At 56.4% G+C, this 26,745-nt stretch carries 23 protein-coding genes; 9 read left to right on the plus strand and 14 right to left on the minus strand.

Features of this window, described 5'->3' with window-relative positions; all coding sequences use genetic code 11:
• Window positions 1-2 precede the first annotated feature (2 nt).
• From O3C79_RS14705 to mraZ, 6 genes are read right to left on the minus strand one after another with little or no spacing between them, the layout of a single operon-like run.
• Window positions 3-1,376 (minus strand): UDP-N-acetylmuramoyl-tripeptide--D-alanyl-D-alanine ligase, encoded by a 1,374-nt coding sequence (locus O3C79_RS14705; protein WP_494383715.1) that lies wholly within the window; start codon window positions 1,374-1,376, stop codon window positions 3-5.
• Window positions 1,373-2,887, minus strand: a complete 1,515-nt coding sequence (locus tag O3C79_RS14710; protein ID WP_494383716.1) for a UDP-N-acetylmuramoyl-L-alanyl-D-glutamate--2,6-diaminopimelate ligase — start codon at window positions 2,885-2,887, stop codon at window positions 1,373-1,375. Before O3C79_RS14710 ends, O3C79_RS14705 begins: the two co-directional genes overlap by 4 nt.
• Window positions 2,884-4,602, minus strand: coding sequence for a peptidoglycan D,D-transpeptidase FtsI family protein (locus O3C79_RS14715; protein ID WP_494383717.1), 1,719 nt, complete (start codon window positions 4,600-4,602; stop codon window positions 2,884-2,886). The genes O3C79_RS14710 and O3C79_RS14715 overlap by 4 nt, the downstream gene beginning before the upstream one ends.
• On the minus strand, window positions 4,589-5,020 hold the full coding sequence (gene ftsL, locus O3C79_RS14720; protein ID WP_494383718.1) for a cell division protein FtsL: 432 nt from the start codon (window positions 5,018-5,020) through the stop codon (window positions 4,589-4,591). The genes O3C79_RS14715 and ftsL overlap by 14 nt, the downstream gene beginning before the upstream one ends.
• Window positions 5,017-5,955 (minus strand): 16S rRNA (cytosine(1402)-N(4))-methyltransferase RsmH, encoded by a 939-nt coding sequence (gene rsmH / locus O3C79_RS14725; protein ID WP_494383719.1) that lies wholly within the window; start codon window positions 5,953-5,955, stop codon window positions 5,017-5,019. Before rsmH ends, ftsL begins: the two co-directional genes overlap by 4 nt.
• A gap of 19 nt (window positions 5,956-5,974) precedes the next feature.
• On the minus strand, window positions 5,975-6,427 hold the full coding sequence (gene mraZ / locus O3C79_RS14730) for a division/cell wall cluster transcriptional repressor MraZ (protein ID WP_029510924.1): 453 nt from the start codon (window positions 6,425-6,427) through the stop codon (window positions 5,975-5,977).
• A gap of 498 nt (window positions 6,428-6,925) precedes the next feature.
• Here mraZ and O3C79_RS14735 point away from each other — a divergent pair, with 498 nt between their 5' ends.
• From O3C79_RS14735 to O3C79_RS14765, 7 genes are all read left to right on the plus strand, one after another.
• On the plus strand, window positions 6,926-8,893 hold the full coding sequence (locus tag O3C79_RS14735) for a GGDEF domain-containing protein (RefSeq protein WP_494383720.1): 1,968 nt from the start codon (window positions 6,926-6,928) through the stop codon (window positions 8,891-8,893).
• A gap of 60 nt (window positions 8,894-8,953) precedes the next feature.
• Entirely contained in the window at window positions 8,954-10,039 is a 1,086-nt protein-coding gene (locus tag O3C79_RS14740; protein ID WP_494383721.1) for a 4Fe-4S dicluster domain-containing protein, read from the plus strand.
• A 157-nt stretch (window positions 10,040-10,196) separates the two neighbouring features.
• A complete protein-coding gene (locus O3C79_RS14745) occupies window positions 10,197-11,348 on the plus strand; it encodes an iron-containing alcohol dehydrogenase (RefSeq protein WP_494383722.1) in 1,152 nt (383 codons plus the stop codon).
• 189 nt (window positions 11,349-11,537) lie between these two features.
• A complete protein-coding gene (locus tag O3C79_RS14750) occupies window positions 11,538-12,413 on the plus strand; it encodes an FAD/NAD(P)-binding protein (RefSeq protein WP_494383723.1) in 876 nt (291 codons plus the stop codon).
• Window positions 12,413-13,210, plus strand: coding sequence for an NADH-quinone oxidoreductase subunit B family protein (locus O3C79_RS14755; RefSeq protein ID WP_494383724.1), 798 nt, complete (start codon window positions 12,413-12,415; stop codon window positions 13,208-13,210). Before O3C79_RS14750 ends, O3C79_RS14755 begins: the two co-directional genes overlap by 1 nt.
• Entirely contained in the window at window positions 13,203-14,501 is a 1,299-nt protein-coding gene (locus tag O3C79_RS14760) for a Ni/Fe hydrogenase subunit alpha (protein ID WP_494383725.1), read from the plus strand. The genes O3C79_RS14755 and O3C79_RS14760 overlap by 8 nt, the downstream gene beginning before the upstream one ends.
• Window positions 14,498-15,001 carry a hydrogenase maturation protease gene (locus O3C79_RS14765; RefSeq protein WP_494383726.1) on the plus strand — a complete coding sequence of 168 codons (504 nt, stop codon included), beginning with the start codon at window positions 14,498-14,500 and terminating at the stop codon, window positions 14,999-15,001. The genes O3C79_RS14760 and O3C79_RS14765 overlap by 4 nt, the downstream gene beginning before the upstream one ends.
• On the opposite strand, the gene O3C79_RS14770 is transcribed toward O3C79_RS14765, so the two are convergent.
• A complete protein-coding gene (locus tag O3C79_RS14770; RefSeq protein ID WP_494383727.1) occupies window positions 14,938-15,768 on the minus strand; it encodes an ATP-grasp domain-containing protein in 831 nt (276 codons plus the stop codon). The genes O3C79_RS14765 and O3C79_RS14770 overlap by 64 nt on opposite strands.
• 166 nt (window positions 15,769-15,934) lie before the next feature.
• On the opposite strand from O3C79_RS14770, the gene O3C79_RS14775 reads away from it, so the two are divergent.
• A complete protein-coding gene (locus O3C79_RS14775) occupies window positions 15,935-16,867 on the plus strand; it encodes a DMT family transporter (protein WP_494383728.1) in 933 nt (310 codons plus the stop codon).
• 27 nt (window positions 16,868-16,894) lie between these two features.
• Here the strand turns inward: O3C79_RS14775 and O3C79_RS14780 are convergent, their stop codons facing one another.
• From O3C79_RS14780 to O3C79_RS14810, 7 genes are all read right to left on the minus strand, one after another.
• Window positions 16,895-17,227, minus strand: coding sequence for a YnfA family protein (locus tag O3C79_RS14780; RefSeq protein WP_494383729.1), 333 nt, complete (start codon window positions 17,225-17,227; stop codon window positions 16,895-16,897).
• 55 nt (window positions 17,228-17,282) lie between these two features.
• Window positions 17,283-18,821, minus strand: coding sequence for a diguanylate cyclase (locus O3C79_RS14785; RefSeq protein WP_494383730.1), 1,539 nt, complete (start codon window positions 18,819-18,821; stop codon window positions 17,283-17,285).
• 113 nt (window positions 18,822-18,934) lie between these two features.
• Window positions 18,935-19,804 (minus strand): oxygenase MpaB family protein, encoded by an 870-nt coding sequence (locus tag O3C79_RS14790; RefSeq protein ID WP_494383731.1) that lies wholly within the window; start codon window positions 19,802-19,804, stop codon window positions 18,935-18,937.
• A gap of 38 nt (window positions 19,805-19,842) precedes the next feature.
• Window positions 19,843-21,294 carry a DNA recombination protein RmuC gene (locus tag O3C79_RS14795; RefSeq protein WP_494383732.1) on the minus strand — a complete coding sequence of 484 codons (1,452 nt, stop codon included), beginning with the start codon at window positions 21,292-21,294 and terminating at the stop codon, window positions 19,843-19,845.
• Between the two features lie 117 nt (window positions 21,295-21,411).
• Entirely contained in the window at window positions 21,412-22,548 is a 1,137-nt protein-coding gene (locus tag O3C79_RS14800) for an HDOD domain-containing protein (RefSeq protein WP_494383733.1), read from the minus strand.
• The gene (locus tag O3C79_RS14805; RefSeq protein ID WP_494383734.1) at window positions 22,541-24,526 is read right to left on the minus strand and encodes an EAL domain-containing response regulator; all 1,986 of its coding nucleotides are present in this window, start codon (window positions 24,524-24,526) and stop codon (window positions 22,541-22,543) included. Before O3C79_RS14805 ends, O3C79_RS14800 begins: the two co-directional genes overlap by 8 nt.
• A 36-nt stretch (window positions 24,527-24,562) precedes the next feature.
• Complete coding sequence (locus O3C79_RS14810; protein ID WP_494383735.1) at window positions 24,563-25,138, minus strand: response regulator; 576 nt, start codon at window positions 25,136-25,138, stop codon at window positions 24,563-24,565.
• A gap of 214 nt (window positions 25,139-25,352) precedes the next feature.
• On the opposite strand from O3C79_RS14810, the gene doeB2 reads away from it, so the two are divergent.
• The gene (gene doeB2 / locus O3C79_RS14815; protein ID WP_010321738.1) at window positions 25,353-26,525 is read left to right on the plus strand and encodes a N(2)-acetyl-L-2,4-diaminobutanoate deacetylase DoeB2; all 1,173 of its coding nucleotides are present in this window, start codon (window positions 25,353-25,355) and stop codon (window positions 26,523-26,525) included.
• The last annotated feature ends 220 nt before the right edge of the window (window positions 26,526-26,745 follow it).

Below are 26,745 nucleotides of genomic sequence, written 5' to 3' on the forward strand. Positions count from 1 at the left end.
TGTCAGTCTTCCCCTTTCAACAGAGCGTTTACCACTCCGTCCATCGCCGCACTTCGCGAGCCTTTCACCAGAATGCGGGTCTCCGGTGTCAGCATCGGACGCAGGCGTTCGATCAATTGTGTCTGCGCAGCAAAATGCTCCGCCCCCGTTTTCACGGCATTAAATGCCTTAACTGCTTCCTGCATTTGTGGCCCTGTTGCCAACAGGTGCTCCAGACCGCGTTCAGCCGCATAGCGTCCCACATCAGCGTGCAGCTGCAGGGACTCGTCCCCCAGCTCGGCCATATCCCCCAACACCAGAATGCGCTGGCCCGGCAGTTGAGCCAGCAGGTCAGTTGCGGCCATGATCGCATCGGCATTGGCGTTATAACTGTCATCAATGACCAGTGCACCCTGCTCCAGAGCATGTGGACTCAGGCGCCCCGGCACCGGCGTAAACTGATCCAGCACGCCGGCAATATCCGTCAATGGCTGGCCAGCCGCGACCCAGGCCGCAGCGGCTGCCGCAGCGTTCGACACATTGTGCCGACCCAGAATCTGCAGCGAGACAGGCAAGCGGTTGGTGCCATCATCCAGAACGAAGCGCCAGCTGCCATCCGCATTCATCTCCAGCTCGTGCGCACTGAGGTCAGCGGCGCCATTTTCCACACCGAAGCTGAATATCCGACGTTTAAGCCGTGTCAGCGTATCCATCCAAACCGATGCATGCGGCGAATCCAGGTTCACGACACCCACGCCACCCTCTTTCAAACCGCCAAAGATCTCGGCTTTGGCCTTAACAACCCCTTCAATACCACCGAATCCCTCAAGGTGAGCTCCCATGGCATTATTCAGAATGGCCACATCCGGGCGTGTGTAAGACACCGTGCGCGCAATTTCACCGCGCGCATTGGCACCCAGCTCAATCACGGCTGCGCGATGCTCCGGAGCCATCCGCAGTAGCGTCAACGGGGCGCCAACCTCATTATTGAGGTTGCCCTGTGTCGCCAGTACCTCACCACGAGTAGCCAGCAGCCCGGCCAGCATCTCCTTGACCGTGGTTTTGCCGCCACTGCCAGTGACGGCAAACACGGGCGCACGGAACAGCGAGCGGTTATAGCCGCCCAGCTGCCCCAGCGCTGTTAAGGTGTCGGTGACAACCAACTGCGGCAGCCTGGTCTCGACCTGATGGTCGACCAGAACCGCGGCAGCCCCCTTCAACTCGGCAGCACCGACAAAATCGTGCCCGTCAAAATTCGGGCCTTTCAGAGCAACAAACAGATCACCCTCTGTCAGCTGACGGCTATCCGTCACTACGCGGGTGATCTGGCAATCAGCACCCAGCCGTTGCGCGTCCAGTGGACCTTCAAGCTCACTCAATTCGAGGGCGCGCATCATACATCAGCTCCTTCATTCAATACATGCCAGGCGTAATCAAAATCACTGAAAGGATGCCGCACTCCGGCGACTTCCTGATATTGCTCATGCCCCTTGCCGGCCAACAGCACCAGGTCGCCAGCAGCGGCCATTTCGATGGCCTGCCGTATCGCCTGATCCCGTTCAACACAGACAATGACATTTTCCGGCTTTTCAAAGCCGGCCAACACGTCCTCCACAATGGCACGCGGGTCTTCCGAGCGCGGGTTATCGCTGGTCACAACCACCCGGTCAGCATGACGCTCGGCCACAGCGGCCATTTCAGCGCGTTTGCCACGATCCCGGTCGCCACCGCAACCAAACACACAAATCAACTCACCCTGACTGCCACTGTGAAGCCTCAACGCCTGCAGCGCCTGGGCCAGAGCATCCGGCGTATGGGCAAAATCCACCACCACGGAAGGTTTGCTGGTATCGGCAGGCAGCGGCTGCATGCGCCCCGGGACGGGCTCCAGGTTAGACAGCACCTTGCCAATAGCCGGCAGATCAAACCCAAGCGCCTCCAGTAAACCGGTACAAAGCAACAGGTTGCTGGCATTGAAGCTGCCCATCATAGGTGCTTCGACCTGAACTTCACCCTGCGCTCCCACATAGCGGAACCCCTGGCCTGCAGGTGTGAAGGTCAAATCGGCAAGCGTCAGATCAGCATTCGGGTCAGACAGCGCGAAGCCCAGCACACGGCCTGGCGCCGGTTCCAGCCGCTCCCAAAGCGTGCGGCCGAACACATCATCAAGATTAAGCAGCTGGATAGCCGGCTGATAATCGGCAAACAGACGAGCCTTGGCATCGCCATAGGCTTCCATATCACCGTGGTAGTCAAGGTGATCACGGGTCAGATTGGTAAAGGCCCCGGCCTCGAACCGCACGCCGGCAACACGCTGCTGGTCAAGCGCATGACTGGAGACTTCCATAACGATGTATTCAGCGCCGGCCTCGACCAACTCAGCCATGAGCGCCTGCAGTGAAATGGGATCGGGAGTTGTGTGACTGGCCGTATCCAGCTGTCCCCAGAAACCATTTCCGAGGGTGCCAATCAGAGCTGCCTTATGGCCCAATTGATTCAGCGCCTGCACCACAAAGCTGGCACAGGACGTTTTGCCATTCGTGCCGGTAATGCCGATGACTTTGCAGCGCTGGCTCGGCTCGTCATAAAAACGGCTGGCGACCTCTCCAATGCAACGGTCAAGGTCATCCACCTCAATGATCGGCAATGTTAGCCCCTGGCGCTCGCCATCGCTCAACTCCCCCTTGGGCACCAGCGCTGCACAAGCACCCTTGGCTTGCGCATCTGGCAGGAAGTCCGCGCCCCTCAGTTGAGCGCCGTTGCGGGCAAAAAACAGATCGCCAGCTTGTACGCGGCGGCTATCCAGAGCCAACCCGCTGACGTTAATATTCGCCAGATGTGCCAGTGCCGCAGATGCTTCAAACACCTGCGGCAGCAGTTTCATGAGTGAGTGGGTGAGAGTGCTCATTGCATTGCCACCTGATCTTTTGCCGGCTCGGGCCACTTATCCGGCGGAACGTTTAACAAGCGCAGCGCCCCAGCGGCGATACGGGAGAAAATGGGCGCAGCAACCAAACCACCGCCGTACTCCTGCCCTTTGGGGTTATCGATCATGATCGCTATCGCCAAACGCGGGTTACTGACCGGCGCGATGCCGGAAAACACCGCCACATACCGGTCTTCCGCATAACCACCACCACTGGCCTTGTGCACAGTACCGGTTTTACCAGCCACGCGATAACCATCAACGGCGGCACGACGGCCGGTACCACGCGGCCCGATCACGGTTTCCATCATTTCCAGTACCTGAGGCGCAATGCCGGGCGGCATCACACGCTTGCCGGTAGGCGGCTGCTCCTGCTTCAGTAGTGTGGCCTGATGCATGATGCCATCCGAAGCCAGCGGCACATAAGCCTGCGCCAGCTGCAGTAAAGTTGTGGAGAGGCCGTAGCCGTAGGACATGGTGGCTCTTTCCACGCGCTGACGTTCATTCAAAAACGGCAGGACACCGGTACGCTCACCCGGGAATCCGGTTCCGGTATCGCGCCCCAGCCCCACGTTTTGCAGCAGATTACGGACAGCATCGGGCTCCATGGACAGGGCCAGCTTGGTCACACCCACGTTACTGGATTTGGTAATAATAGTGGTCAAATCCAGCTCGCCGTAGTTCCGAAAATCCTTGATTGTGGCACCGGATACCCGGATATAACCAGGCGAGGTATCCACGATGGAGTCACGGGTGTACTGCCCACTCATCATGGCTGCCGCTACAGTGAAGGGCTTGATCGTGGAGCCGGGCTCAAAGAGGTCAGTCATGGCGCGGTTGCGCAATGCAGAGGTGTTCAAGTTGGAGCGGTCATTGGGGTTGTAGGACAGCTGATTGACCAGCGCGAGCACCTCTCCGGTACGTGTATCCAGGACCACCACCGAGCCGGAGTCAGCCTGATGCACTTCTACCGCTGCCTTGAGCTCACGGTAGGCCATATATTGTACGCGCAGATCGATACTCAGCTGCAGATCCTCACCCGGATCTGCCGCCTGGATAGAGCGGATGTGTTTGATGGTACGGCCGACGCGATCCTTGAGCACCAGCTTGCGCCCCGGTTCGCCACGAAGGCTTTGGTTATAGGCCAGCTCCAGCCCTTCCTGCCCCTCACCGTCCACATTGGTAAAACCAACCAGATGAGTAGTGACCTCACCGGCCGGATAATAACGTTTGTACTCACGATCCACGTGAATACCGGGGATATCGAGCTCATCCACCGCCTCGGCAAGCTCGGGAGTAACCTGGCGTTTGAGATACATGAAACGGCGCTCGCGATTATCCCTCAAATCCGCCATCAGAGACTGGCTGGGAATTTCGAGCAGATGAGACAACCGGCTCAAGCCGGTATGCTGCAGATCTGTGCGCAGAGGATCAGCCCAGATGGTGGCCACCGGGGCGCTCACTGCCAAAGGCTCACCGTTACGATCCGTAATCAGGCCACGGTGGGCCGGGATCAGCATGGTTCTGACGGTACGCGCATCACCCTGGCTGCGCAGAAAAGCCTGATCATCGCCATAGAGCGACAACAGCTTTGATGTAATGCCCGCGACAATCAGCACCAACAAGACCACAACCAGCCAGATGCGCCAGCTGCGTGCGGCATGCGTCTGTACTGTCGGATCTTCAGCGTTGCTCATGGCGTACGATCTCGATGGTTTCGGTATCTGGCACAACCATTTCCAGCTGGTCGGCGGCCAGGGTTTCTACACGGTTATGGGACGACCAGACACTCTGCTCCAGCAGGTACTGCCCCCACTCCACCTGTAATTCATCCCATTGACTGACCAGCACCTGATGCTGGTTAAACAGTCGACGGTATTCATAGGCTGAGAAGATCACCATCATGGCACTGATCATCACCAGCAACGTCAGCCCCGACACGACCGACACCGGCAGCAGCAGCTCACCTCCCGACAACATGGGCGCGGGCTGAAATTCATCTTTAACCGCCGGTTTGGGTGACCACTTTTCACTCAGCGCCGCCCAACGCTCCACAAGTGGACGAAACATCACCCCGGGAGCCAGACGCGCCTTGAGCGCATCCAGTTTTTTCATGCCAGCTTGATAGCGGCGCGCATCACAGCACTGCGCGCTCTGGGGTTGCGGTTCAACTCATCCTTACCTGCACGCATGGCCTTCCCGACCGATTTCAAACGACGCTTGAGCATGTCATCAGTGAACGGCACACCCGGCGGCAGGTGCTCATCACCTTTGACATGACGACGAATGAAGCGTTTTACCAAGCGATCTTCCAGCGAGTGGAAACTGATGACCACCAGACGACCGCCCGGCTCCAGCACTTCCAGCGCCTGATCCAGACAAGCTTCAACATCAGCCAGCTCGCGGTTGATATGAATGCGAATACCCTGGAAGGCCCGCGTAGCGGGATGTTTCCCCTTCTCCCAGCGCGGATTGGCTTCAGAGATGATTTTGGCCAGGCGCGCCGTGGTCGTGATCGGCTCTTCAGCGCGCTGCTCAACAATTGCACGCGCCATGCGGCGGGAGAAACGCTCCTCACCGTACTGGTACATGACATCGGCAATTTCGGTCTCGGAGGCACGATTGATCCAGTCCGCAGCACTTTCACCGCTGCTGGTATCCATGCGCATATCGAGAGAACCGTCATTGATAAAGCTGAAGCCGCGATCAGGATCATCCAGCTGGGGAGAGCTGACCCCCAGATCCAGCAGTACGCCGCTGACTTTGCCCATCAGGCCGCGTTTTTCTACAAAGGACTGAAGCTCGGCAAAGGAGCCATGCTCAATACTGAAGCGCTCGTCATCCGCAAAGCGCTGGTGAGCATGGGCAATCGCTTCAGGGTCCTTGTCGATTGCCATCAGCTGCCCCTGCTCGGAGAGCTGTTCCAGCACCAGCGCACTGTGCCCGCCGCGGCCAAAGGTGCCGTCGATATAAAATCCATCCGGGTCGTGCACCAACTCGCGCACAGCCTCGTCCAACAGCACTGTTATGTGGCTGAATGTCTGACTCATCGTGTCCCCAGTCCGTCAGTTAAAGCGACAGAGCCTGCAATTCAGCCGGAATTTCTTCGTCGTTTTCCGCCTGCAGATACTCGTCCCGAGTGCTGTTCCAGAGCGTCTCGCTCCAGATTTCAAACTTGTTACCTTGCCCAAGCAGGATGATTTTTTTATCCAGTTCGGCATAATCGCGCAGCGGCGCCGGCAGCAGCATGCGCCCGTTGGCGTCCAGCTCCAGATCCGTTGCATGACCGATCAGCAAACGCTGAATACGTCGCACTGACTTGTTAAACCCTGACAGCGCGATGATCTTGGCCTGAATCTCATCCCATTCGGGCTGTGGATAGAGCAATAAACATGAGTCTTCAGGGTCAATCGTGACCACCATTCGGCCCTCGCAATGGCTTTTCACCGTCTCGCGATAGCGAGCCGGAAGCGCCATACGACCCTTGGCATCAAGATTGATCGGATTCACTCCGCGGAACATTATTTCCACCGCAGCACCCAAAATTCCCCACATTCATCCACAATTTCCCACTAGGCGACACTATAGGTAGTAAGCACAGCGGATGCAAGGTGACATATACAGTTCTGGAGACTTAAAGAGGGCATAAGAACGCACGCTCAAATCCGAAACAAAGCTTTACATATCAAACAGTTGTGAACCATTCACAAAACACACACCTCTTTTGCTGCGCAAAGTGGTGGACAGTGGGAGGCTCTTGATTTTCTTGATGGAAATAGTGGTTTTTCATGAATGAAACAGAATTGGCCAAATGATTCTGCTTTGGAACACCGTCCAACTGGTGCGGGGCAACTAAAGGGCTTTTTTTAATCAACGCTCCCCCGTTTTTAAATGCAAACACGAGCAAAAAAACGGAAAACCAAGCTGACGTCACTAAAAACCAACATTTTCACCTTAAAAAGATGAACTGGCGGTTCAGGTTCGCTATAAATAAAGCAAACAGGTGACGTGATCTTTGTAATGCCGAACGACAATACCTCATCTGCCCCCACCAGTGTCGCAGGCAAACTCAGCCTGCGCTTCCTGCTGTCTGGACAAAACAGAACCGGACGATGGCTGATTCTGCTGCTCTGGGCCGCGAGCACTGCACTATCCATTGCACTGGGTGTGGTCGCAGTGGAGTTAGATTGGAGCGCACTCCCTGTTAGCCTCGGTGAACACAACTTCCACGTTACCTTTTACCCACCGCTGATTATCGCCATGTTCTGGCTGTTCTGGTTTGGTTTCTGGTGGGCCTGTATTCCGACCTGGATAACCACATTTATTCTGGCCACCTATTACGGCATGGCGCCGGGCTGGGCCTTCCTGTTTGCGTTCTCCGACCCCTTGGGCCTGGCACTTATCGCCATGATCTACCGAGCCATCCCCGGCGCCATAGCTATTCATCGCTCTGTTAACAGCTTGCTGTTCATTCTGGTGAGTTTTGCCGGTGCCGTTATCAGCTCAGTGGGTGCGTTCATCTGGAGCCATGCCACTCAATCACCCATCACCGGGCTATTCCCGATATGGGAAGGCTGGTGGCTCGGTTTCTGGTTACAGAACGTTGTATTTGTACTGCCACTGCTGTTGCTGTTTGACCCGGCCGTCAGGCACTGGCAGAGAAAAACCCGGCTTTGGCAACGAAAGCATCCGGGGCGTCGTACGTTACAGCAGACCCTGCTGGTTGCACTGACACTGATCTGTACCGCACTGGTGTATACCTGGCTCAGCGCCTACCTGACTCAGGAAGCACTAAGCATCGCCGCGTTCAGCCGTGATGCCCACGTCTGGCAGCCTGTTGCGCTGATGGCCAAGGATTCACTTAAGGCCCAGGTCGTGGTGTTGGGTATTCTGATGACCGCCATGGCGCTATTCGGGGTTTACCTGTTCCGGGACTGGTCGGCACGACTGACCCAGTCCCATCAGCAGATCATGCGCACCAACCGCCGCCTTAACGCCGAAGTCCATGAGCGTGAAAAGATACAGGCCGAACTTCAGCAGGGTTACCAGATGCTCAGCCTGATGGCGCAACTCGATTCCCGCTTGCATGCCGCCGACAACGCATCCGACGTTATTGCCGTATTGGAAGAATACCTGCCGCGCCTATTGCCACAAATGGAAGGCGTTCTATGCCGTATCACGCCCGATCATCACATAGAGATTCTTCTGCACTGGGGCCGCTATGCCCTGATAGGCAAGGAGCACGCCAGGTATCTTGAGCTACCCGATATCACCGACAACTGGCACAACCCCCACCTCTATGATCCCGATGGCAAACTGGGGATACAACATGTCATCCCCCTGCTCTCGGACCAGCATCTGGCAGGTGTGATCCTGTTAGGCCACACTCCCAAGCAGGACCGGGTAGTGAAGCAGGTACTGCAAACACTGGGAGAACATCTGTCGCTGGCACTGACCAACCTGCGCCTGCGTGAACGCCTGCTGGACGAGGCCACTCACGACCCACTCACAGGCCTCTACAATCGCCGTTTTCTGTATACCTGGCTACAAAATGAGTTCGCACGCTGCCGACGCCATGAACGTCAGCTCAGCCTGCTGCTGATCGACATCGATCACTTTAAAGCCCTGAATGACTCACTCGGGCACGACGCTGGTGACAAAGCCCTGCAAGGGCTTTGCGACCATCTGAGTAGCATGATCCGTCATAACGATATTGCCTGTCGCCTGGGTGGCGAGGAGATTCTGCTGGCACTGGCCGAGACCGACCAGCGTAACGCTGCAGCCAAGGCACAGCGTCTGTGTGAAAGCGTGCGCAGCCTGCAGCTGTTCACTGAAAACGGTCACCCAATCCCGCCACTCACCATCTCGATTGGCATTTCGGTTTTCCCGAACCAGGCGCAAACCCCCAGCGACCTTATACGTGCAGCAGACAGAGCCATGTATGAAGCCAAGGCCCGGGGCCGTAACCGCGTTTGCCTCGCCAGCTGATCTTGTATTCTATCGTCTGCCTGCCTAACGTAGAAACAGGACGATTAGTGGATAGCCGCCATGCCAGCCTGTGTTTACCTGCCCCGCCGTGATCTGCAATACCTGCTCGACCTGATCGTCAGCCAGGGCTATACCCTGCTGGGCCCTCAGGTGATCGATGGCGCCATACTCATGCGTCCACTGAACAGCACATCACAGCTGCCCAAGGGACTGGAACAGACACAGACACCAGGAGAATACCGCCTGCAGCAGACCCAAGGGCTGCGCCATTTCAGCTGGGCCAACGGCCCTCAGGCCCTTAAGCCTCTTACCTTTGTGCCGCGCGAAACCCTCTGGCGCTCCGAGCTACAACCGGACGGCACTCTCAAATTTCACGAAAGTATCGACCCTCCCGAACCCACTGCCGTATTGGGTGTACGTGGCTGCGACCTGGCGGCCCTGGCACTGCAGGATCAGCACTTCGCCGGAGACCCCTATTACCAGCAGCGTCGCCAATCACTGTTGTTAATTGCCATCGACTGCTCACACCCTGCCGATACCTGCTTTTGCGCCAGTACCCGGGATGGCCCTGACGCCAAAGATGGTTTTGACCTGGCCCTAAGCGAACTGGAAGAGGGTTTTCTGATTCGTGCCGGCAGCCAACAAGGCACTGCCTTGATGGAGCAGTTGCAAGTTTCAGAGCCAACGCTGGCACAGCATCAGGAAGCCCAGTCGCAACTGGAGCAGGCCCGCCAGCAACAGCGGCACCTGCCTGACTTTGAACCTGCCGAGCTGATTCAACTGAATCAGCATGCAGCCTGGGACGAGGTGGCTGATGCCTGCCTTAGCTGTGGCAATTGCACCTCGGTCTGCCCCAGCTGCTTCTGCTTCAGTGAAAGCGAAGCCCCCGAACTGAACGGTACCGAATCCAGTCATCAGCGCCAGTGGGATTCCTGTTTCAGCGAAGGGCACAGCTACATTCATGGCCACCGCTTCCGCCCCGACACCAAAGGGCGCTATCGCCAATGGCTGACACACAAGTTCGGCAGCTGGGTGGAGCAATATGGGCGAAGCGGCTGTACCGGCTGCGGGCGCTGCATCAGCTGGTGCCCGGTCGGTATCGACCCGCTTCAGGTGCTCGCTCAGCTGGGCGAGACCCAGTCCTGAGCACTGGACAATACTGACCTCTGTCATGCAACACTATGATTCCGTTAACTTTACGGCTCTTCCCTCATATACCTGTGCAACCATCAGCGTAACCTGAAGTCGAATGTGCAACCGGACTCGGCGCACCCCGCACCGACCGAATACAAGGAAGAGATCAATGGCTATCGAAGCGTTTTTCGTCCCCACCGTATCCCTGATGGGTGAAGGCTGCCTCGCCTCTCTGGCTGAACGCGTAAAAATGCTGGAGGGCAAGAAGCCACTGCTGGTCGCCGATGGCGGCATGACAGAACTCGGTTATACCCAGCGTATCGTCAAGATGCTGGAAGACGCCGACATTCCCTGTGCTGTTTACGACGGTACCGTCCCCAACCCCACCGACCACAATGTAGATGAGGGTACAGCCCTGTATCGCTCAGAAGGCTGCGACATGCTGATCTCATTGGGTGGCGGCAGCGCCCACGATTGCTGCAAGGGCATCGGTATTCTCGCCACCAACGGCGGCTCCATTCAGGACTATGAGGGCCTGGATCAGCTGTCCCAGACTCTGCCACCTTACATCGCCATCAACACCACCGCCGGCACCGCCAGCGAAATGACCCGTTTCACCATCATCACCAATAGCTCCAACCACGTGAAAATGGCGCTGGTGGACTGGCGCCTAACCCCGGACGTAGCCATCAACGATCCGGCTCTGATGGTGGATATGCCGCCCTCACTGACTGCAGCGACCGGCATGGACGCACTGACCCATGCCATCGAGGCCTATGTTTCCACCGCTGCCACCCCGATCACCGATGCCTGCGCCCTGCAGGCGATCCGCCTGATCGGGCAGTACCTGCGCAAGGCGGTCGCTCGCGGTGAAGATATGGAAGCCCGCGACAAAATGGCTTATGCCGAGTATCTGGCAGGCATGGCCTTCAATAACGCCAGCCTGGGCTACGTGCATGCCATGTCGCACCAGCTGGGCGGCTTCTACAACCTGCCCCACGGTGTTTGCAATGCGCTGCTGCTACCCCATGTGTGCCGCGTCAACCTGATGGCTTGCAGTGAACGTTTTGCGGATATTGCCGATGCGCTGGGTGAAGTAACCGAAGGCCTGTCCGAACGCGATGCTGCCTACCTGGCAATTGATGCCATCGAAGCGCTGTCTCAGGACGTCGGCATTCCGCGCACCCTGAGTGAGCTGGGTGTTAAGGATGAAGATATTCCCACCATGGTGGGTAATGCGCAAAAGGATGTCTGCGCGCTGACCAACCCACGTAAACTCACCGACGAAGAAGTGGCTGCCATCTATCGTTCGGCGCTCTAATTCGACCTGTTGATCCACACGACCAGGTTCGGCTCCTTCCTGAGCCTGGTCAGCTCACCTTGCTTTAGTCCGCAATTGCACTTGTTCCCCGGCCAGACCCGACCTAACGTATAAGAAGTCACTTGTCAGGGAACTGCCTATGCCTGAACAGCCCAAGGAGTGCTCAGCCGTTATCCTGAGCAACTTGCCATGAGCGGACACGCCAGCTTGCAACGCCAGGCCCCAGCCAACCCGGCACTGCCCACTGAAGCCGTTATTCTCGGTCGCATTCAGGAAACCGAGGATATCTTCACCCTGCAGCTGCGCCTGACAGACCCGGAGCAGCAATGGCGCCTGGGCATACAACCTGGCCAATTCAACATGCTCTATCGTTTTGGTGTGGGCGAAATTCCTATCTCGTTCAAAGCGCTTGGCGAAGACGACAAGGGACAACCTGTACTGGAACATACCATCCGGGCTGTCGGGCGAGTCAGCCGAGCACTGGGCGCACTGAAGCCTGGGGAACGCATTGGTCTACGTGGTCCTTTTGGGCAAGGTTGGCCTCTGCACCAGGCCGAAAACATGGATCTGTGTGTTGTCACGGGTGGTCTTGGCTGTGCGCCAGCCGTGTCCATCATCGAACATGCTTTTGCTCATCGCGCTTTATACGGGCACATCCATATCATTCAGGGGGTGAAACATTCCGCCGACCTGCTCTGGCGCAGCCGTTATGAGTACTGGGCACAGCAACCGGAAACGACAGTCATGATGGCTGCTGATGTAGCAGCACCAGGCTGGCCCTGGTACAGCGGACGGGTAACAGAACTGATCAGGCGCCTGCCCCTCAAGCCTGTGCAAACACTGGTTTGCTGCTGCGGCCCTGAACCCATGATGCAGGCCAGTGCCGAACAACTGATACGACAGCAGGTTCCGGCTGAGGCCATCTGGCTCAGCATGGAGCGCAATATGCAGTGCGCGACCGGTCATTGTGGCCATTGCCAGTTCGGCGCCGACTTCATTTGCCGCGACGGTCCGGTTATGCCCTACCCACGGCTGCGCGACCGTTTGGGCCTGGAGGGCGTGTAATGAACAAGCCACGCATCGCCGTTCACAAATTCAGCTCCTGTGATGGCTGTCAGCTCGCTTTTCTGAACCTGGGTGAAGCCCTGCTGCAATTGAACGAACAGGTCGAGATTCTGCATTTCCTGGAAGCCGGCATGAGCGACGCAGAAACAGAAGTGGATATCGCCTTTGTTGAGGGCAGCCTGTCGACCCCGGACGAACTGGCACGCATCCAGCAGGTACGTGCCAACTGCCGCTACCTGGTTAGCATCGGCGCCTGCGCAACCAGCGGAGGCTTGCAGGCACTGCGTAACCTGGAGGGTCAACACGACAACTGGCGCGATGCCATCTACGCCCGCCCGGAGTTCATTGAGACACTCAAGGAGGTACAGCCCATCGCCGCAGCCGTCCAGGTAGACCTCGAACTCTGGGGCTGTCCGGTCAGCAGCGCTCAGGTACTCGCCGCGATACGAGCACTCCTGTTTGATGTCGCTCCGGTCGACGACCGCGACCGGGTTTGTCTGGAGTGCAAACGCCAACAAGCCGTGTGTGTACTGGTCACCGGAGCCGCCCCCTGCATGGGCCCGGTGACCCGCACTGGGTGTGGCGCCCTGTGCCCGCGCTTTGGCCGTGCCTGCTATGGTTGCTACGGGCCCAGTGAAACTCCGCAGACGGATACCCTGGCTCAGCGCTTTGCCGGTTTTGGCCTGCTGCCCGATGCCATTGCTCGCCGCTTCCTGCTGATTAATTCCCAGGCCCCGGCCTTCCTGCACACCGGCCAGGTTTTTTATCACTCAGGCACAGGAGATCAGGATGACTAGCCGCCGCATTCGCATCGATGTGCCTGCACTCACCCGCGTCGAGGGCGAAGGCTCGCTGCGACTTGAGGTACGCGATGGTCAGCTGCATGAGCTTGGGCTATCGATCTTTGAGCCCCCACGTTACTTCGAAAAATTTCTGGAAGGTCGGGAAGCCGAGGAAGTGGTCGATATTGTGGCCCGTATCTGCGGCATCTGCCCGGTGGCCTACCAGATGAGCGCACTGAATGCGCTGGAATCCCTCTCGAACGATTCACCAGCTCCCTGGGTTCAACAGATGCGCCGCGTGTTCTATTGCGGTGAATGGCTGCAAAGCCATGCTCTCCATATCCACCTGCTGGCACTGCCGGATTTTCTCGGCTTTGATAACGCCATAGCCATGGCTGAGCAGCATCCGAATGAAGTGAAGCGAGGCCTGCAACTGCAGGGGCTGGGCAACTCTCTGATCCGCCTGTTTGGCGGGCGCTCGGTCCACCCTGTCGGCGCACGCCTGGGGGGCTTCCATCATGCACCGGAAGCTGAAGAGGTTGGTGCACTGATAGCATCTCTGCAACAGGCTCAAAGCGATGCTGCGGACCTTACACGCTTTTGTGCCCGCCTGCCTTTGCCTGAAGACCCTCAACCCTTTATCTCAGTTGCGCTGCACCATCCTGATTTCTACGCGATTGAAAGCGGCACACTCCGAACCAGCACCGGGCTGAAGCTGACGGCCGACCAGTTCGAGCAGCACTTTCACGAGACTCACAAGCCGGATTCCACCGCACTTTGGTCAGACTTCAATGGCGAACCCTATCTCACCGGGCCTCTGGCTCGCTTGAACCTGAACTACAGCGAATTACCGCCATTTTTGCAGCAGCGCCTCAATGAGATCGGACTAAACCCACCCTGCAACAACATGTTCATGAGCCTGGTCGCACGAGCACTGGAGATTGAGCTGGTGATCGATGAAGCGATACGGCTTTTGCAGGATTATGCGCGTCCAGCTTCACCGTTCACGCCACTGAAGCTGCAGGCCGGAGCGGGGTACGGCATGAGCGAAGCCCCCAGAGGGCTGCTTTGGCACCGCTATGAGCTGGATGATAAGGGCCTGATACAGGCAGCACGCATTGTACCGCCCACCAGTCAAAATCAGGCGCGCATTGAGGCCGATCTGCACCGCTCACTAACCGCGTTTGGACTGGATAATGATGAAGATGCACTCAGGCTCAGGGCCGAGCAGGTGATCCGCAATTACGACCCCTGCATCTCCTGCGCCACCCACTTTCTGACTCTGGAAAAGCAGGAAATAGAATGACCGCTCCCGAGCAGATCATTGGCATCGGCTCGCCCTTTGGCGATGACCGCGCCGGTTGGGCTGTTATTGAATGTCTGGAGGCAGCCTCGCCACCCGGCACCCTGAAGCTCTTGAGCCTGGACCGCCCCGGCCCTGAATTGATTGAACTGATGCAGAGCCAAGGCCGCGTCACGCTGATTGATGCCCTGCTGACAGAAGATTACCCGCCCGGCCAGTGTATGGCGCTCACACCGGCTCAACTGGCGCAAGCCGACTCAACATCCAGCCATGGTTTTGGCCTGGCGCAAACCCTGTCATTGGCCCACGCGCTGCACCAGCTACCGGAAGACCTTCAGCTGCTGGCCATAACGATCAAGGAAACGTCGCCAGATACAGCGATGAGCCCTGAAGTTGCCAGCGCTGCCGAAGCGCTGGCCCGGCAACTTCTTAAAGCCCATCAAACCGCAATGGGCAGCGGTGGTGTAGGATCCTTGGGGTCGTCATCATCATCGCCATCATGATCATTAGCCGCTTTCAGGTGCTGAAACATCGCATCAGATACCTGCTGACTTAACTCCGGCAACCCTCGATTCCCGAACAGACGGTTAAACTCAATCAGGTACGGGTAGCCTTCCACCATAGCCACATCGAAACCGGCATGATCCAGATCCAGCGCCCGAGCAACCCGTTCAACCAAATCAACAGCAGCTGGAGGCAGAGGCGTTTGCTTATCTACGTAACCGCCCTGGGACAGGTTATTGTGAAAACCATTGTCCCCCTGGCAACGCCAGAACCCGTTTACCAGCTTTCCACCTACAACGATAAGACGAAGATCACGATCAATCGGCAACAATTCCTGCGCATATATGACCGGTGTCTTTGCCAGATACTGCTGCCAATCATCACGACTCTCGATCAGAAAGACGCCCTGCCCCATGCTGCTTTTGGGAATTTTGGCGACGAAGGGGGTATGCATTTTGTGCCACACCCGCTCCGCACTCTGTGCATCATTCGGCTCAATCAACGTCCATGGCACATGAGCGGGAAACAGCATCTGAAATGCTCGCGTCATCTGCACTTTATCGTGACCGATAAGGTAGGAAGACAGGCTGGGGAAAATACGTTTTTTCAAGCCGAACACCAGCGCATTAATCTGCCAATATTCAGGGAAGAGCACCCAGTCCGCCGCTTCAATACGGGCGCGTTCGGCAAACATGTGCTCGGGTTTGATATAGCTGACACCGGGAAGGTGAAGGGTTCGGAACGCATCGAAGGATACGCATTTCATACAGGCGCTACCTGAACGGTTAAAGCGCGGATTTTAGTTCCGATTCAAAGTGGCACAAAGCAAAATTTCATACCTGAGAGTACTTTTTGTGCAGCGATACTGCATTCATCACGAATAAAATGTAACCTACGTTACTTTTTAGCCATTCAACAGCTCGGAGGTCCCCATGACAGGCACACGTCGACACCTAGATTTCTTTGCCGTCAGCGTGCTGATGGTGCTCTGCCTAGGCTGGGGTTTTCAGCAAATCGCTATCAAACTGGCTGCCGGGGATATCGCGCCAACGCTCCAGATTGGCCTGCGCTCTGCGTTCGCGGCTTTCGTGTTGCTATTACTGCTGCTGCGCAGCGAAGGGCTGAAGCTGTTCAGTGATGGCACGCTAATATCCGGCCTGGTCGCCGGTTTCATGTTTGCACTGGAGTTCCTGTTCGTTGGTGAGGGTCTGGCCCATACCAGCGCTTCACACATGGTGGTATTCCTCTACACCTCCCCCATTTTTACCGCACTGGGCATGCACTTCGTCCACCCTGACGAGCGCCTCAGTCGCTTGCAGTGGGCCGGTATAGCACTGGCGTTTGCGGGCGTCTGCATCGCCTTCCTGGACCCAAGCAACAGCGAAGGCACCAGCCTTTATGGTGACGCCCTCGCCCTTGCTGCAGGCGCTATCTGGGGCTTCACCACTGTCGTGATTCGAGGCTCCAGGCTGTCGGAAGCGCCGGCCGTTAAAACACTGTTTTACCAGATGGCTGCTGCCGCCATCATGCTCATAGTCGCAGCTTTTATGATGGGCAATGGCAATATGAATTGGACGCCAGAAACCACGGCTAACATGGCTTTCCAGGCCGTTTTCATCGCCCTGGCCAGTTATCTGACCTGGTTCTGGCTACTCAAACGCTACCTGGCATCGCGCATGGCGACCTTTGTCTTCATTACGCCCCTGCTGGGCGTGATCTTTGGCGTACTGATTCTGGATGAAGTACTGAGCCCTAGCTTTGTAACCGGAGGCCTGCTGGTAGTGGCCGGCATTTTCCTGGTCAGCGCCAAAGACCTGCTTAACAGACGCAAAAGCAGGCGAGTGAGTGAGGCAGTCGATTCTTGATGGCGTTTAAAGGCTCAGCGCCGGCATTTAGCCCCCGCGCGGAGCAAACATGATGATGGCCATACCAGTCAGGGCTATGGTTGCGCCCAGCAGGTCCCAGCCTGTGGGGCGTATGCCATCTACTCCCCATAACCAAAGAATGGCGACAAAGATATAGACACCGCCGTAAGCTGCATAAACACGCCCCGCTGCAGTGGGGTGCAGCGAGAGCAGCCAGGCAAAAACCACCAGACTGGTGATTCCCGGTAGCAGCAGCCAAACTGTTTTGCCTTCACGTAGCCACAGGTATGGCAGGTAGCAGCCAACAATTTCGGCAATGGCCGTCACCAGGAACAGGCCCAGCGTTTTTAATTCAGGCACAACGTCAGACTCCAGTCAGTAACACCAGGCAACCGCAGGTTTTGGCAGGTGTGAACTAGTTCACTAAATCCGGTGACCAGATAAGGTAGCGATTCTTGCCCGCTTTCTTCGCTTCATACATTGCACGGTCTGCTCGCTGCTGGAGCAAAATGAAATCCCGGCAATCGCTGCCGGAAAGGGCTACACCGATACTGGCCGATACGTATCTGACCTGCTCATGGCTCTCTGCATACGCACGAATACTATTCGCCAGCCGCTGCAGTGCTACGGTCACGTCATTAAGGGATTTGAGCTGAGGCATCAGCAATACAAACTCATCGCCGCCGATACGGGCAGCAATATCACTGCTCCTTAGGGTTTGCTGAAACAGCTCAGCCAACTCCATCAGCAGGATATCTCCCTGCTGGTGCCCCAGACTGTCATTCACTTTCTTGAAGTTATCGAGGTCAACCACACACACCGCACTGAACCCTTCGCCACGGGTTTCAAGGGCCAGCACTTCATGCGCCAGCTCCTCAATACTCCTGCGGTTGGCCAACCCCGTCAGTGGGTCCCTGTTCGCCAGCAAGGATAACTTGTTATTAGCGACCAGCAGCGCAGAAGACTGCCGCAGACTGCGTGTCAGCGCAAACATCACGACCAGCGTGAGCAGAATAATCAGGCCTGCAATAGCAGCCGGTGCATGACTGACCCTGACAGGCTCTTCAAAGGCAATATCAACCTGCCACTCACGGCTACCCAGCGTTAAAGGAAAGCTGTACTCAGGCCCTGCTGCAAAATCAGCATTGCTACGTGGGTAAATCTGCTTAGGGACAGGGCTGCTGATATCACTTAGACGCACCTGATAAGGCTGCCCCTTTATGGGTTCAAGTCTCTCCGTGAGCAGGATTTCCGGCCTGAGCAGCAATAGCAGAAAACCTCGCAGCTGCTGCATGGACCAGCTATCCGTGCCGTACACATGAACAGGCTGAAAAATCGCGACAGCCAAGGGCCCGCCTTCATCCTGAACAATGGGGAAAGCACCCGTTGTATAGGGAAGCCCCTGCAGCGCCATTTCAATCGGGCCACCTGCAGGCTGGCTGAACCTCAGAGCGGCATCCAGCCCCACTGCTCTGCGGTTCTGCTCCAGCGGCTCTGTAAAGGTAATCGGGAAATATTGGGGACGGGGCAAAGCTGGAACCGGCGACAGTGAGGGTAACGCCAACTCAAAAATCCCCTTTGGCGCCAAGCCTCTCGATTGTAAAGCCGCTTCATGGGCCTTGCGCTCTGCAGACAACACCTTGGGTGCCCAGTGCACTGCGTACACATCATTACGACCCGGGAGCAATACGCTGGCGAATCGACGAAACTCCTCCTCGGTTACCTGCTCAGATGACTGGAAATAGGCCGTAAAGGCTTCCAGCACTCGCTCGGCATCACTGAGAAGGTCCTGGGCCCGGAAAGCCTGGATCTGGGCCAGTTCGCGAAGATTGTCATCGACTCGTTTCTCTTCCAGCAACCGCGATACGCTATATGCCTTCCATGCACCAAAGGCACCTGCAGCAGCTATCAGTAACAACAGTGCTAGATAGTAGATTGAGTAGCGGTTTCGCACCTGGCTTACCTGACCTTGCTGCGCTTATGAAAGGGTTGGGCGACCATTTTCAAGTCAATACAGTCATTAGAGACGTAAACACCGGGAATTGCAAAACCTGTACAGAGTACTGCTCAGCCAAGCCCCACACGCCGCTTGGCACGACGGGACACGCCGTTACGAAGTGCCCATCGCAAAGTCATAACCAGCACATGCATACCGGCATGAACCATGTTCCGCTGAGCCAGGCTCAATCCTATACCCGCCATTTCGCGCCCCCATTCCGGCAGCAAGTCTATACCGGCACGCGCCATCAAGTAGCCTGCAGGACGGGTCAACAGGTTGGGAGCAGGTGCCGTAAGCAGCAGCTGTAATACTTCAGCGGTTCTCTCATCAAAGCACAGCTGCGGGCGCATGTGTTCAAGGTAGGCATCAATTTGCTGACGGGTGCGGGGAACCTCTGCTGCTCCCAGAGACTCTGCAATCAGGGCAACTTCAGCGAAATAACGATCCTGATCTTCAAGGCTCAGGTTTGGATCACCATAGCGCAGATAGCCCGCCATAAAGCTTCGCACCTCAGCCACGTGTACCCAGGTCAGCAAATCAGGATCGGTCGCAGCATAGGGCCTGCCGTCAGGGGCAACACCTTTTACTCGGCGATGAATTTCGCACACCTGATCGATCAGCCGATGAGCATCCGCCGTGGCTGCAAAGGTGGTACCGGCAACAAACTGACTGGTTCTGCGCAAGCGGCCGATCATATCCTGTCGGAAGCTGGAGTGGTCCCAAACGCCCGCAAGCGCCAGCGGATGCAGCATTTGCAGCATCAGCGCGCCAATCCCGCCACATAACATGGAGGGAAAGTCTGCATGCACCTTCCAGCAGATACTCTCAGGACCAAACAGCCCCGGATCCCCTTTCGGGTTTTCATAATCGATCTGATTCAGTGATAGCCCGGTCAGGCTGAATACCTGCTGCTCGATGCGGCGCCTGATAAATTCCATCTAATTGCCCTGGGTTCCTTTAATGCCTGAATCCGGCTTCAGGTGCCGCTATCCAGTTCAAGGCGTGCCTTGTCGACAAGCTCGCTGGGCAATTCCTTTTGTACCGAGACACCCAGATCCTTGAACTCGGCCGCCTGTTTGATCAGGTTGCCACGCCCCGAGTAGAGCTGGCCAAAAGCGCGGTCGTAACTGGCACGAGCCCCATCAAGCTTCTTGCCCACATCCTGCATGCTGGTCAGAAAGCTGTTGAGCTTGGTGTAGAACTTTTCCGCACGGTCTGCCAATTCAGCGGTATGACGACTTTGATCCTCGAACCGCCAAAGCTGACGCACAATGTTCAGGCTGGTCAGCAAAGTAGTCGGTGTGGCAACCAGCACATTCTGCTCCAAAGCACGCTGGTAAAGTGTTTCATCTGCTTTCAGTGCTTCAACGTAGGCAGACTCGACCGGGATAAACATGATCACAATCTCGGGTGAGTTCAGCCCCGGCAAGCGGTCATAACGCCGGTCGGCCAGTTCCTTAATACGGTCAGACACGGCACGGGCATGCTCTCGCAACGCCTGCTGCCGCTCCGTCTCCTGCTCCGCGTTAACATATCGGGTGTAAGCCGCCAGCGAGGTTTTGGCGTCGATGATCAAGTGCTTGTCGCCAGGCAAATAGACAATGGCATCGGGACGCTGACGCCCCTCTTCAGTATTGATACTGACTTCGCGTTTGTAATCCTGGCCCAGTCTCAGGCCCGCATTATCCAATACATTTTCCAGCATCAACTCACCCCAGTTGCCCTGGACTTTTTTCTGTCCCTGCAGAGCGGTGGTGAGCTTCTCGGCCTGATCAGTAATCGCCTGGTTAAGCTGCTGCAGATTTTGCAGTTCGGTGCGCAGCTGAACGCGCTGCTCGGTTTCACGCAGGTGTATATTTTCAACCTTCTCGCGGAACCCTTTCATTTCATTCTGAATAGGGTTCAGCAAATGGTTCAGGCTCTGCTGGCTCATTTCACTGAACGCCTTGCCCTTACGCTCCAGTATTTCACTGGCCAGCTGTTCAAACTCCGTCTTCAGCAGCTCCCGGCTCTGTTCAAGTTGCTGCAGCTGTTCCTGAAAGTGTTTTTCCTGCTGCTCACGGCGCGACACCAGAGCGCTATGATCTGATTGCAGCTGCTGGTATTCGCTTTGCAGCTCCTGATAGCGCTGCTGTTCCTGCTGCCACCAGCCCTGATATTGGCGTAACGCCTGATCACGTTCATCCGCGCGTGTTTGCAGCCGTCCCAGTTCAACCTGAAGCTGCCCCTTCTCTTCCTGTAACGAAAGGGTCTGGTCGCGCAACATGTCAGCCTCATCCTGAAGTTGTTCGGCCTGTAAGCCGAGCTGCTCGATACGGGCTTGCGCCTGTTGTAAGGGAATGGAGGCTTGCCAGCGGGTGAGTGCCCACACACTGATAGCAACCAGAGTAGAAGCAAGCGCGGCAGGCAGCAGAATATCCGAGGTCATCAAAATCCAGTTCGCAGCTGAGTGGCCAGAGTTAATACTGGCATGTTAGCAGACCCTCACCAGTTGTCTCACCTGCAATCATTTGATTTCAAGGCAAAAACCTGAAGATAGCAGGCTTCACAACAGAACCGGGTTAGCCTGTTCATCAAGACCCAGCCCCTGGCTTTGCAGGAAGTCACGGTCCAGCGACTCACTATCCACGCCTGCCGCTTCGAGTATCCAGGCCAGGTGCAGGGCAGCCAGCGCCTTATCCGGATCTGTCGACGCACTCGGAAAACGCATGTGTTGCACCAGCTCGACCTGTTCAGCCTTGAAGCCCCAGAGCGTCAGCAAGTAGGCCCCCAGCATGGCCTCCTGATGGTTATCATCGTGGATAGAGTCCAGTTCCAGCTCAACGAGTGCGCCCAAATTATGCAGCAGGCCCGCAATAAAAACGCGATCACGCTCTTTGCGTCCAAGTCCGAGTTCCTTGGCCAGCAGCAGTGCACGCTCAGCTACGCTTCGTGCCAAACTGAAGTTGTTGGACTGAAAGCTGTCACTGCTTGAGCTACGCCCTGGATGGAAGAGTTCCAATGCCAAAACGATGGCACGAATCAACTCGCTGCCAAGCCGAATGACGGCGTCACGAATACTCACAGCCTCGGTGGTGAAACCAAAGAAAGCGGAATTGGCCAATTGCAGCAGGCGCGCGGTCAACGCCTGGTCTTCACTGACAAGGTCGACGACACGATCCATCGACACCTCATCTTTGGACAGTTCCAGCGACAAACGGGTAAACGTCGACGACACAACCGGCAGCTGCTTGAGCCGCCCGAGTACCAACTTTACGTCGAGTGGTATCGGTAATTGATGAATTCGGGCAGCACGGTCCAGCACCGATACAATTGCCTCAGGATCATAGGGTTTGGCAAACGTCAGGTGAGCTGACGCTGTACCTTCCAACCAGGCTTGAGGTGAAGCATCACCCGTCAACATGACTCTGAGCACCAACGGATGGGAGTCTTCAATACTGGCCAGCAGCCCGGCACCGCCCTCTCCGGGCATCTGCTTGTCTGCAATCACCACCCAGGGTGACTGCTCGTTCAGCAGTTCATGGGCAGCCTCAACCGACTGTGCCTGAAGCACATCCCACTCGGGGTGGTAACGCCGGATCAATCGCCGCGCTGCATGCAAGACCGCTTTTTCATCATCGACAACAAGTACCGAAGGCTGCTCGGGGAGTTTAACGCGAGCAGCCATTATCTGTTTAGACAATAGCTTGTTTCTCAAAAGGTTGTTCAACGAGCATTTCGCGCAGCGTATTGGGCGCGACCGGAGCACTATAGAGGTATCCCTGTACTATATCGCAGCCAAACTCGCGTAGCACCTCCAGCTGATCGGGACTTTCCACCCCTTCCGCAATGACTTCATACCCCATGTCATGTGCCATGTTAATGATGTGCTTAACCAGTCGCCCACGGCCACTGTCAGGGCTGATTTCGTCAATAAAACACTTGTCGATTTTGAGTACATCGATAGGCAGACGATGCAGATAACTAAGAGATGAGTAGCCAGTACCGAAATCATCCAGCGCAATGCCAACCCCCAGCGTTCTCAGCTCTTCGATACGCTCTGCACTGCTTTCGATATCCTGGATCAGAGAGGTCTCGGTCAGCTCAATCTTCAAATCCTCTGGTGAAGAACCGGACTCATTAATGATCCCGGTTACCTTGCTGACCAGCGAATCATTGCGCAGTTGCGGCGCCGCCAGGTTGACGGAGATAGGGACCGTTGCCACCTCTTGCAGGCGCCAGACGCGAACCTGTGCACAGGCGGCTGCCAATACCCAGTCACCTATAATGTTGATCAGTCCGTTCTCTTCAGCCATGGGAATAAAAATGGCCGGGCTGATACTACCCAGCTCATTATTTTTCCAGCGTAGAAGTGCCTCGGCTCCTACAATCGTGCCGGTTTCCAGCTGCACCTTAGGCTGATACACCAGGCTGAATTCGTTGCGTTCCAGCGCACCAAACAAGGCATTTTCAATACGGTCGCGATTGGCTACATCCTCATCCAGCAGCGGGTCGTATCGGCGCGGCTCACTCACCACGCCGGCACAGGCTTGCGAGTGTACGGCTGATGCCGCCTGCTGCAGCAAAGACTCGGCATCACTGGCGCCATGCTCAGGTTCCGCCAAAGAATATCCAGCATACAGAGGCACCATAACCGAGCGCCCCATCAATGCCTGTGGCTCAGAAAAATGCTGCAACAGGGAGGTAAGTTGCTCGACACCTTCAGCTTCAGGCGCCGGAATCAGCAATGCAAATTGTTCAGCACCCAACATCCCGAACGACACCTCCGCCGGCAAGTGCTTATGGATGCATTGGCCCAGCAGGCTTAATAGAGACGAGGATGCCATGAACCCCAACTGACGGTTCAACTCCCGAAAACGCGCTACCTCCATACAGGCAACCATACAGGGAGAGTCGGGCTCATCAAGATGGCTGCGAATACGCTCAAGTATTTGTGATTGCCCAAGCGCACGGTTTTGCTGTTCGATGACAACTTCGGCAGCAGGCCCGCTAAGGCTGGTGAGAAGGACCTCATACTCACCGAAAGCTTCAACCCTTGAACAAAGACTGAACCGGCCTGAGCCATATTCCTGCCCAAGGGTGATGGTGCTGCCAGGGTGATGCAACAGATAATCACACTTTGCCGCGGTCATGCCGGGAAGAAGCTTTTCGAGGCGGGCACCGGCGACAAAAAACTGTTGTTCCTGCAACATCACATCGGCCTCAGGGCTCGCCTGCAAGAGGGTACCGTCGGCTCCCAGCTTCAGCACACACTGGCCCGGACCTGGTACGAAGGGAGGCAGCACCTGGGACTCAAAGAGGTTGAATGCCCGTTCCACCTGATTAAGTAGATCCTGATCATCCCAGGGCTTGGTGATGAACTTGAAAACCTGTCCACTGTTCAGGGCGTCCAGTACCAGGTTCAATTCAGCCTGCCCGCTGAGCAATATGCCCACGGGCGGGGGAACAAGCGTTGAAGTTTTCTGCAGCAGTTCGCTACCGTTCATGCCCGGCAGCATAAAGTCGGAGAGGATCACTTGGGGTGATTCCTGCGCGCAGAGGGCCAGGCCTTCTTCAGCCGTTTCCGCCATAAGCAGCTCATAGCCAGAGCGACGGAAGAGACGCTTCAAGGCCCGCAGTATCGCCGATTCATCATCCACTAATAATAGTTTTTTCTTCATCGTCCCAACTGCCTCCTGATGAGGTTTGGGCGCGTGCTACCCCGTCTGGGCAGAATCCTTGAGCAACCGATCAACCACCTCGGTGAGCTCCTGATTCTGGAAGGGCTTTTGCAACACGGCGTCCGCACCTGCTTCCAATGCTCGGTTCAAGTCTGCTGTGCTGAGTGCCGAAACCACAACAACTTTGGTATTTTTGATCTCGCTGGTAGAGCGGATGAAGTCCAACACCTGAAAACCATCCAGCCCGGGCATACTCAGGTCCAGGGTAATCAGCGCGGGACGATCCTGCAGCAGCTTGGCCCCCCCCTGGAAACCGTCCGTGGCCACCTCGACCTCGTAACCGCCTGAGCGCAGAATTCGGCTAATCAAGCGCGTAATGGCAGGCTCATCATCCAACACCAGCACACGACGGTTGTTTTTAGGCGCAAATTCTGGCGGAATCGGCATGCCATGCTGTTCAAGAAAGCTGACAAAGTCCTCGACCAGAACTCGGTTGTTGCCACGCCCGGGCAGTTTAAAGCCCTTCAGCTCGCCACGCTCGATCCATCGTATCACCGTGCGAAGATTCACATCACAGATTTTGGCGATTTCACCGGTGGTCAGTGTTTTCATGTGTCAGCCTTGAATTGGAATTGATCTAGTCAGGCACTTTATAGCACAAAAGCCATCTGAAGCAAATGTGACAATTGAGACAATCAGCATTTTATCAAGCATGGCTCATGCTCCTATCCTCGGACCAATAACGCGTCCAATGATCGAAACTTGTTCATAGCCTGCCTAGCAACTAGCCTGAACCTGACGCTCACCAGCAAAGGGAAGATAGACTATGCAGGATAGATGGCAGACGATTCTTCATCAGGCAATCCAGTTCAGGCATCAATTACACCGCCAGCCCGAGCTAACCTGGGAAGAAGAAAACACCAGCAGCAGCATTCGCGCCCAGCTGGATGCCCTGGACATTTCCTGGCGCAGCTGTGCCCGTTACGGCACCCTGGCTACACTGGCCGCTGACGCCAAGGGCCCTCATATTGCTCTGCGCGGCGACATAGACGCCCTGCCGATCCACGAATTGACCGACCTGCCCTATAAATCCGAAGTTGCCGGCAAGATGCATGCGTGCGGCCACGACGGTCATACTGCTGCGCTCTGGGCCACCGCCGCCTGGCTGAAGGCGCATGAAGCCGACCTGCCCGGGCCTGTAACCCTGGTCTTTCAACCGGCTGAAGAAGGCGGCCATGGTGCACGCAGCATGATTGAAGAAGGTGCACTGGAAGGCATCGACCGCATTTACGGCTGGCACAACTGGCCTGCAATCCCCTATGGTCAAGCCGTTTGCCCCGACGGACCGGTCATGTCCGGTAACGGGACGTTCGAAATCGAACTCAAGGGCAAAGGCGGTCATGCCAGCCAACCGGAAATCTGCCGTGATCCCGTACTGGCTGCTGCCGCCATTACGCTTAACCTGCAGCAGATTGTCAGCCGTCGCTTACCGCCTCAGTCGGCCAGCGTGGTCAGTGTCACCTCCATCGATGCCATAAACGCACCAACAGTCATTCCCGACCGCGTTCGTATCGGCGGCAGCATCCGCCTGGCCCAGCCGGAGTTGAGGGATACCATCGACCGCCTGATCACCGAGATCAGCGAAGATACCGCGCGCACCTACGGTGTCAGTGCCCAGGTCACTACCGTTAAGCGCTATGAAGCCACCGTCAACAATGCTCAGGCTGCAGAGGCCTATCGCAATGCCCTTGGCGAGACCCTCGGGCCTGATTGGCAATACAAAGACATGCACCTGCCCATCATGGCATCGGAGGATTTCAGCTACTACCTTAATCAGGTTCCAGGTGCCTTTGCGTTGATCGGCATGTCGAAAACCGATGCCTATCAGGCACCCTGCCACAGTCCTGAGTACGCATTCAATGATGATTTGATCGGCTCTGTAGTCAAAGTTTTTTCACGCCTGGTTGGCGCTCCATTACCGGATAACACGCCGCTCTGAAGCCCGGGCAACAGCATCCACTCCCCCTGATAGGAAATTTTTTTTCCTATCAGGCTTGATGAGTGGGATTTTCTCTCCTAGCTTGAAATGGACCACTTCAGGTCGCGGCCTTCAAGGCCTTGAGTTTCTCTCTGAACACCTCCGGGTAAAACAACCGGTTACAACATCACTCACGCCACAGGCAGAACACACTTGTGAACTGCCTGCAGTGGCTCTTTCG

Source organism: Marinobacterium sp. NO-S09, from assembly GCF_059179545.1.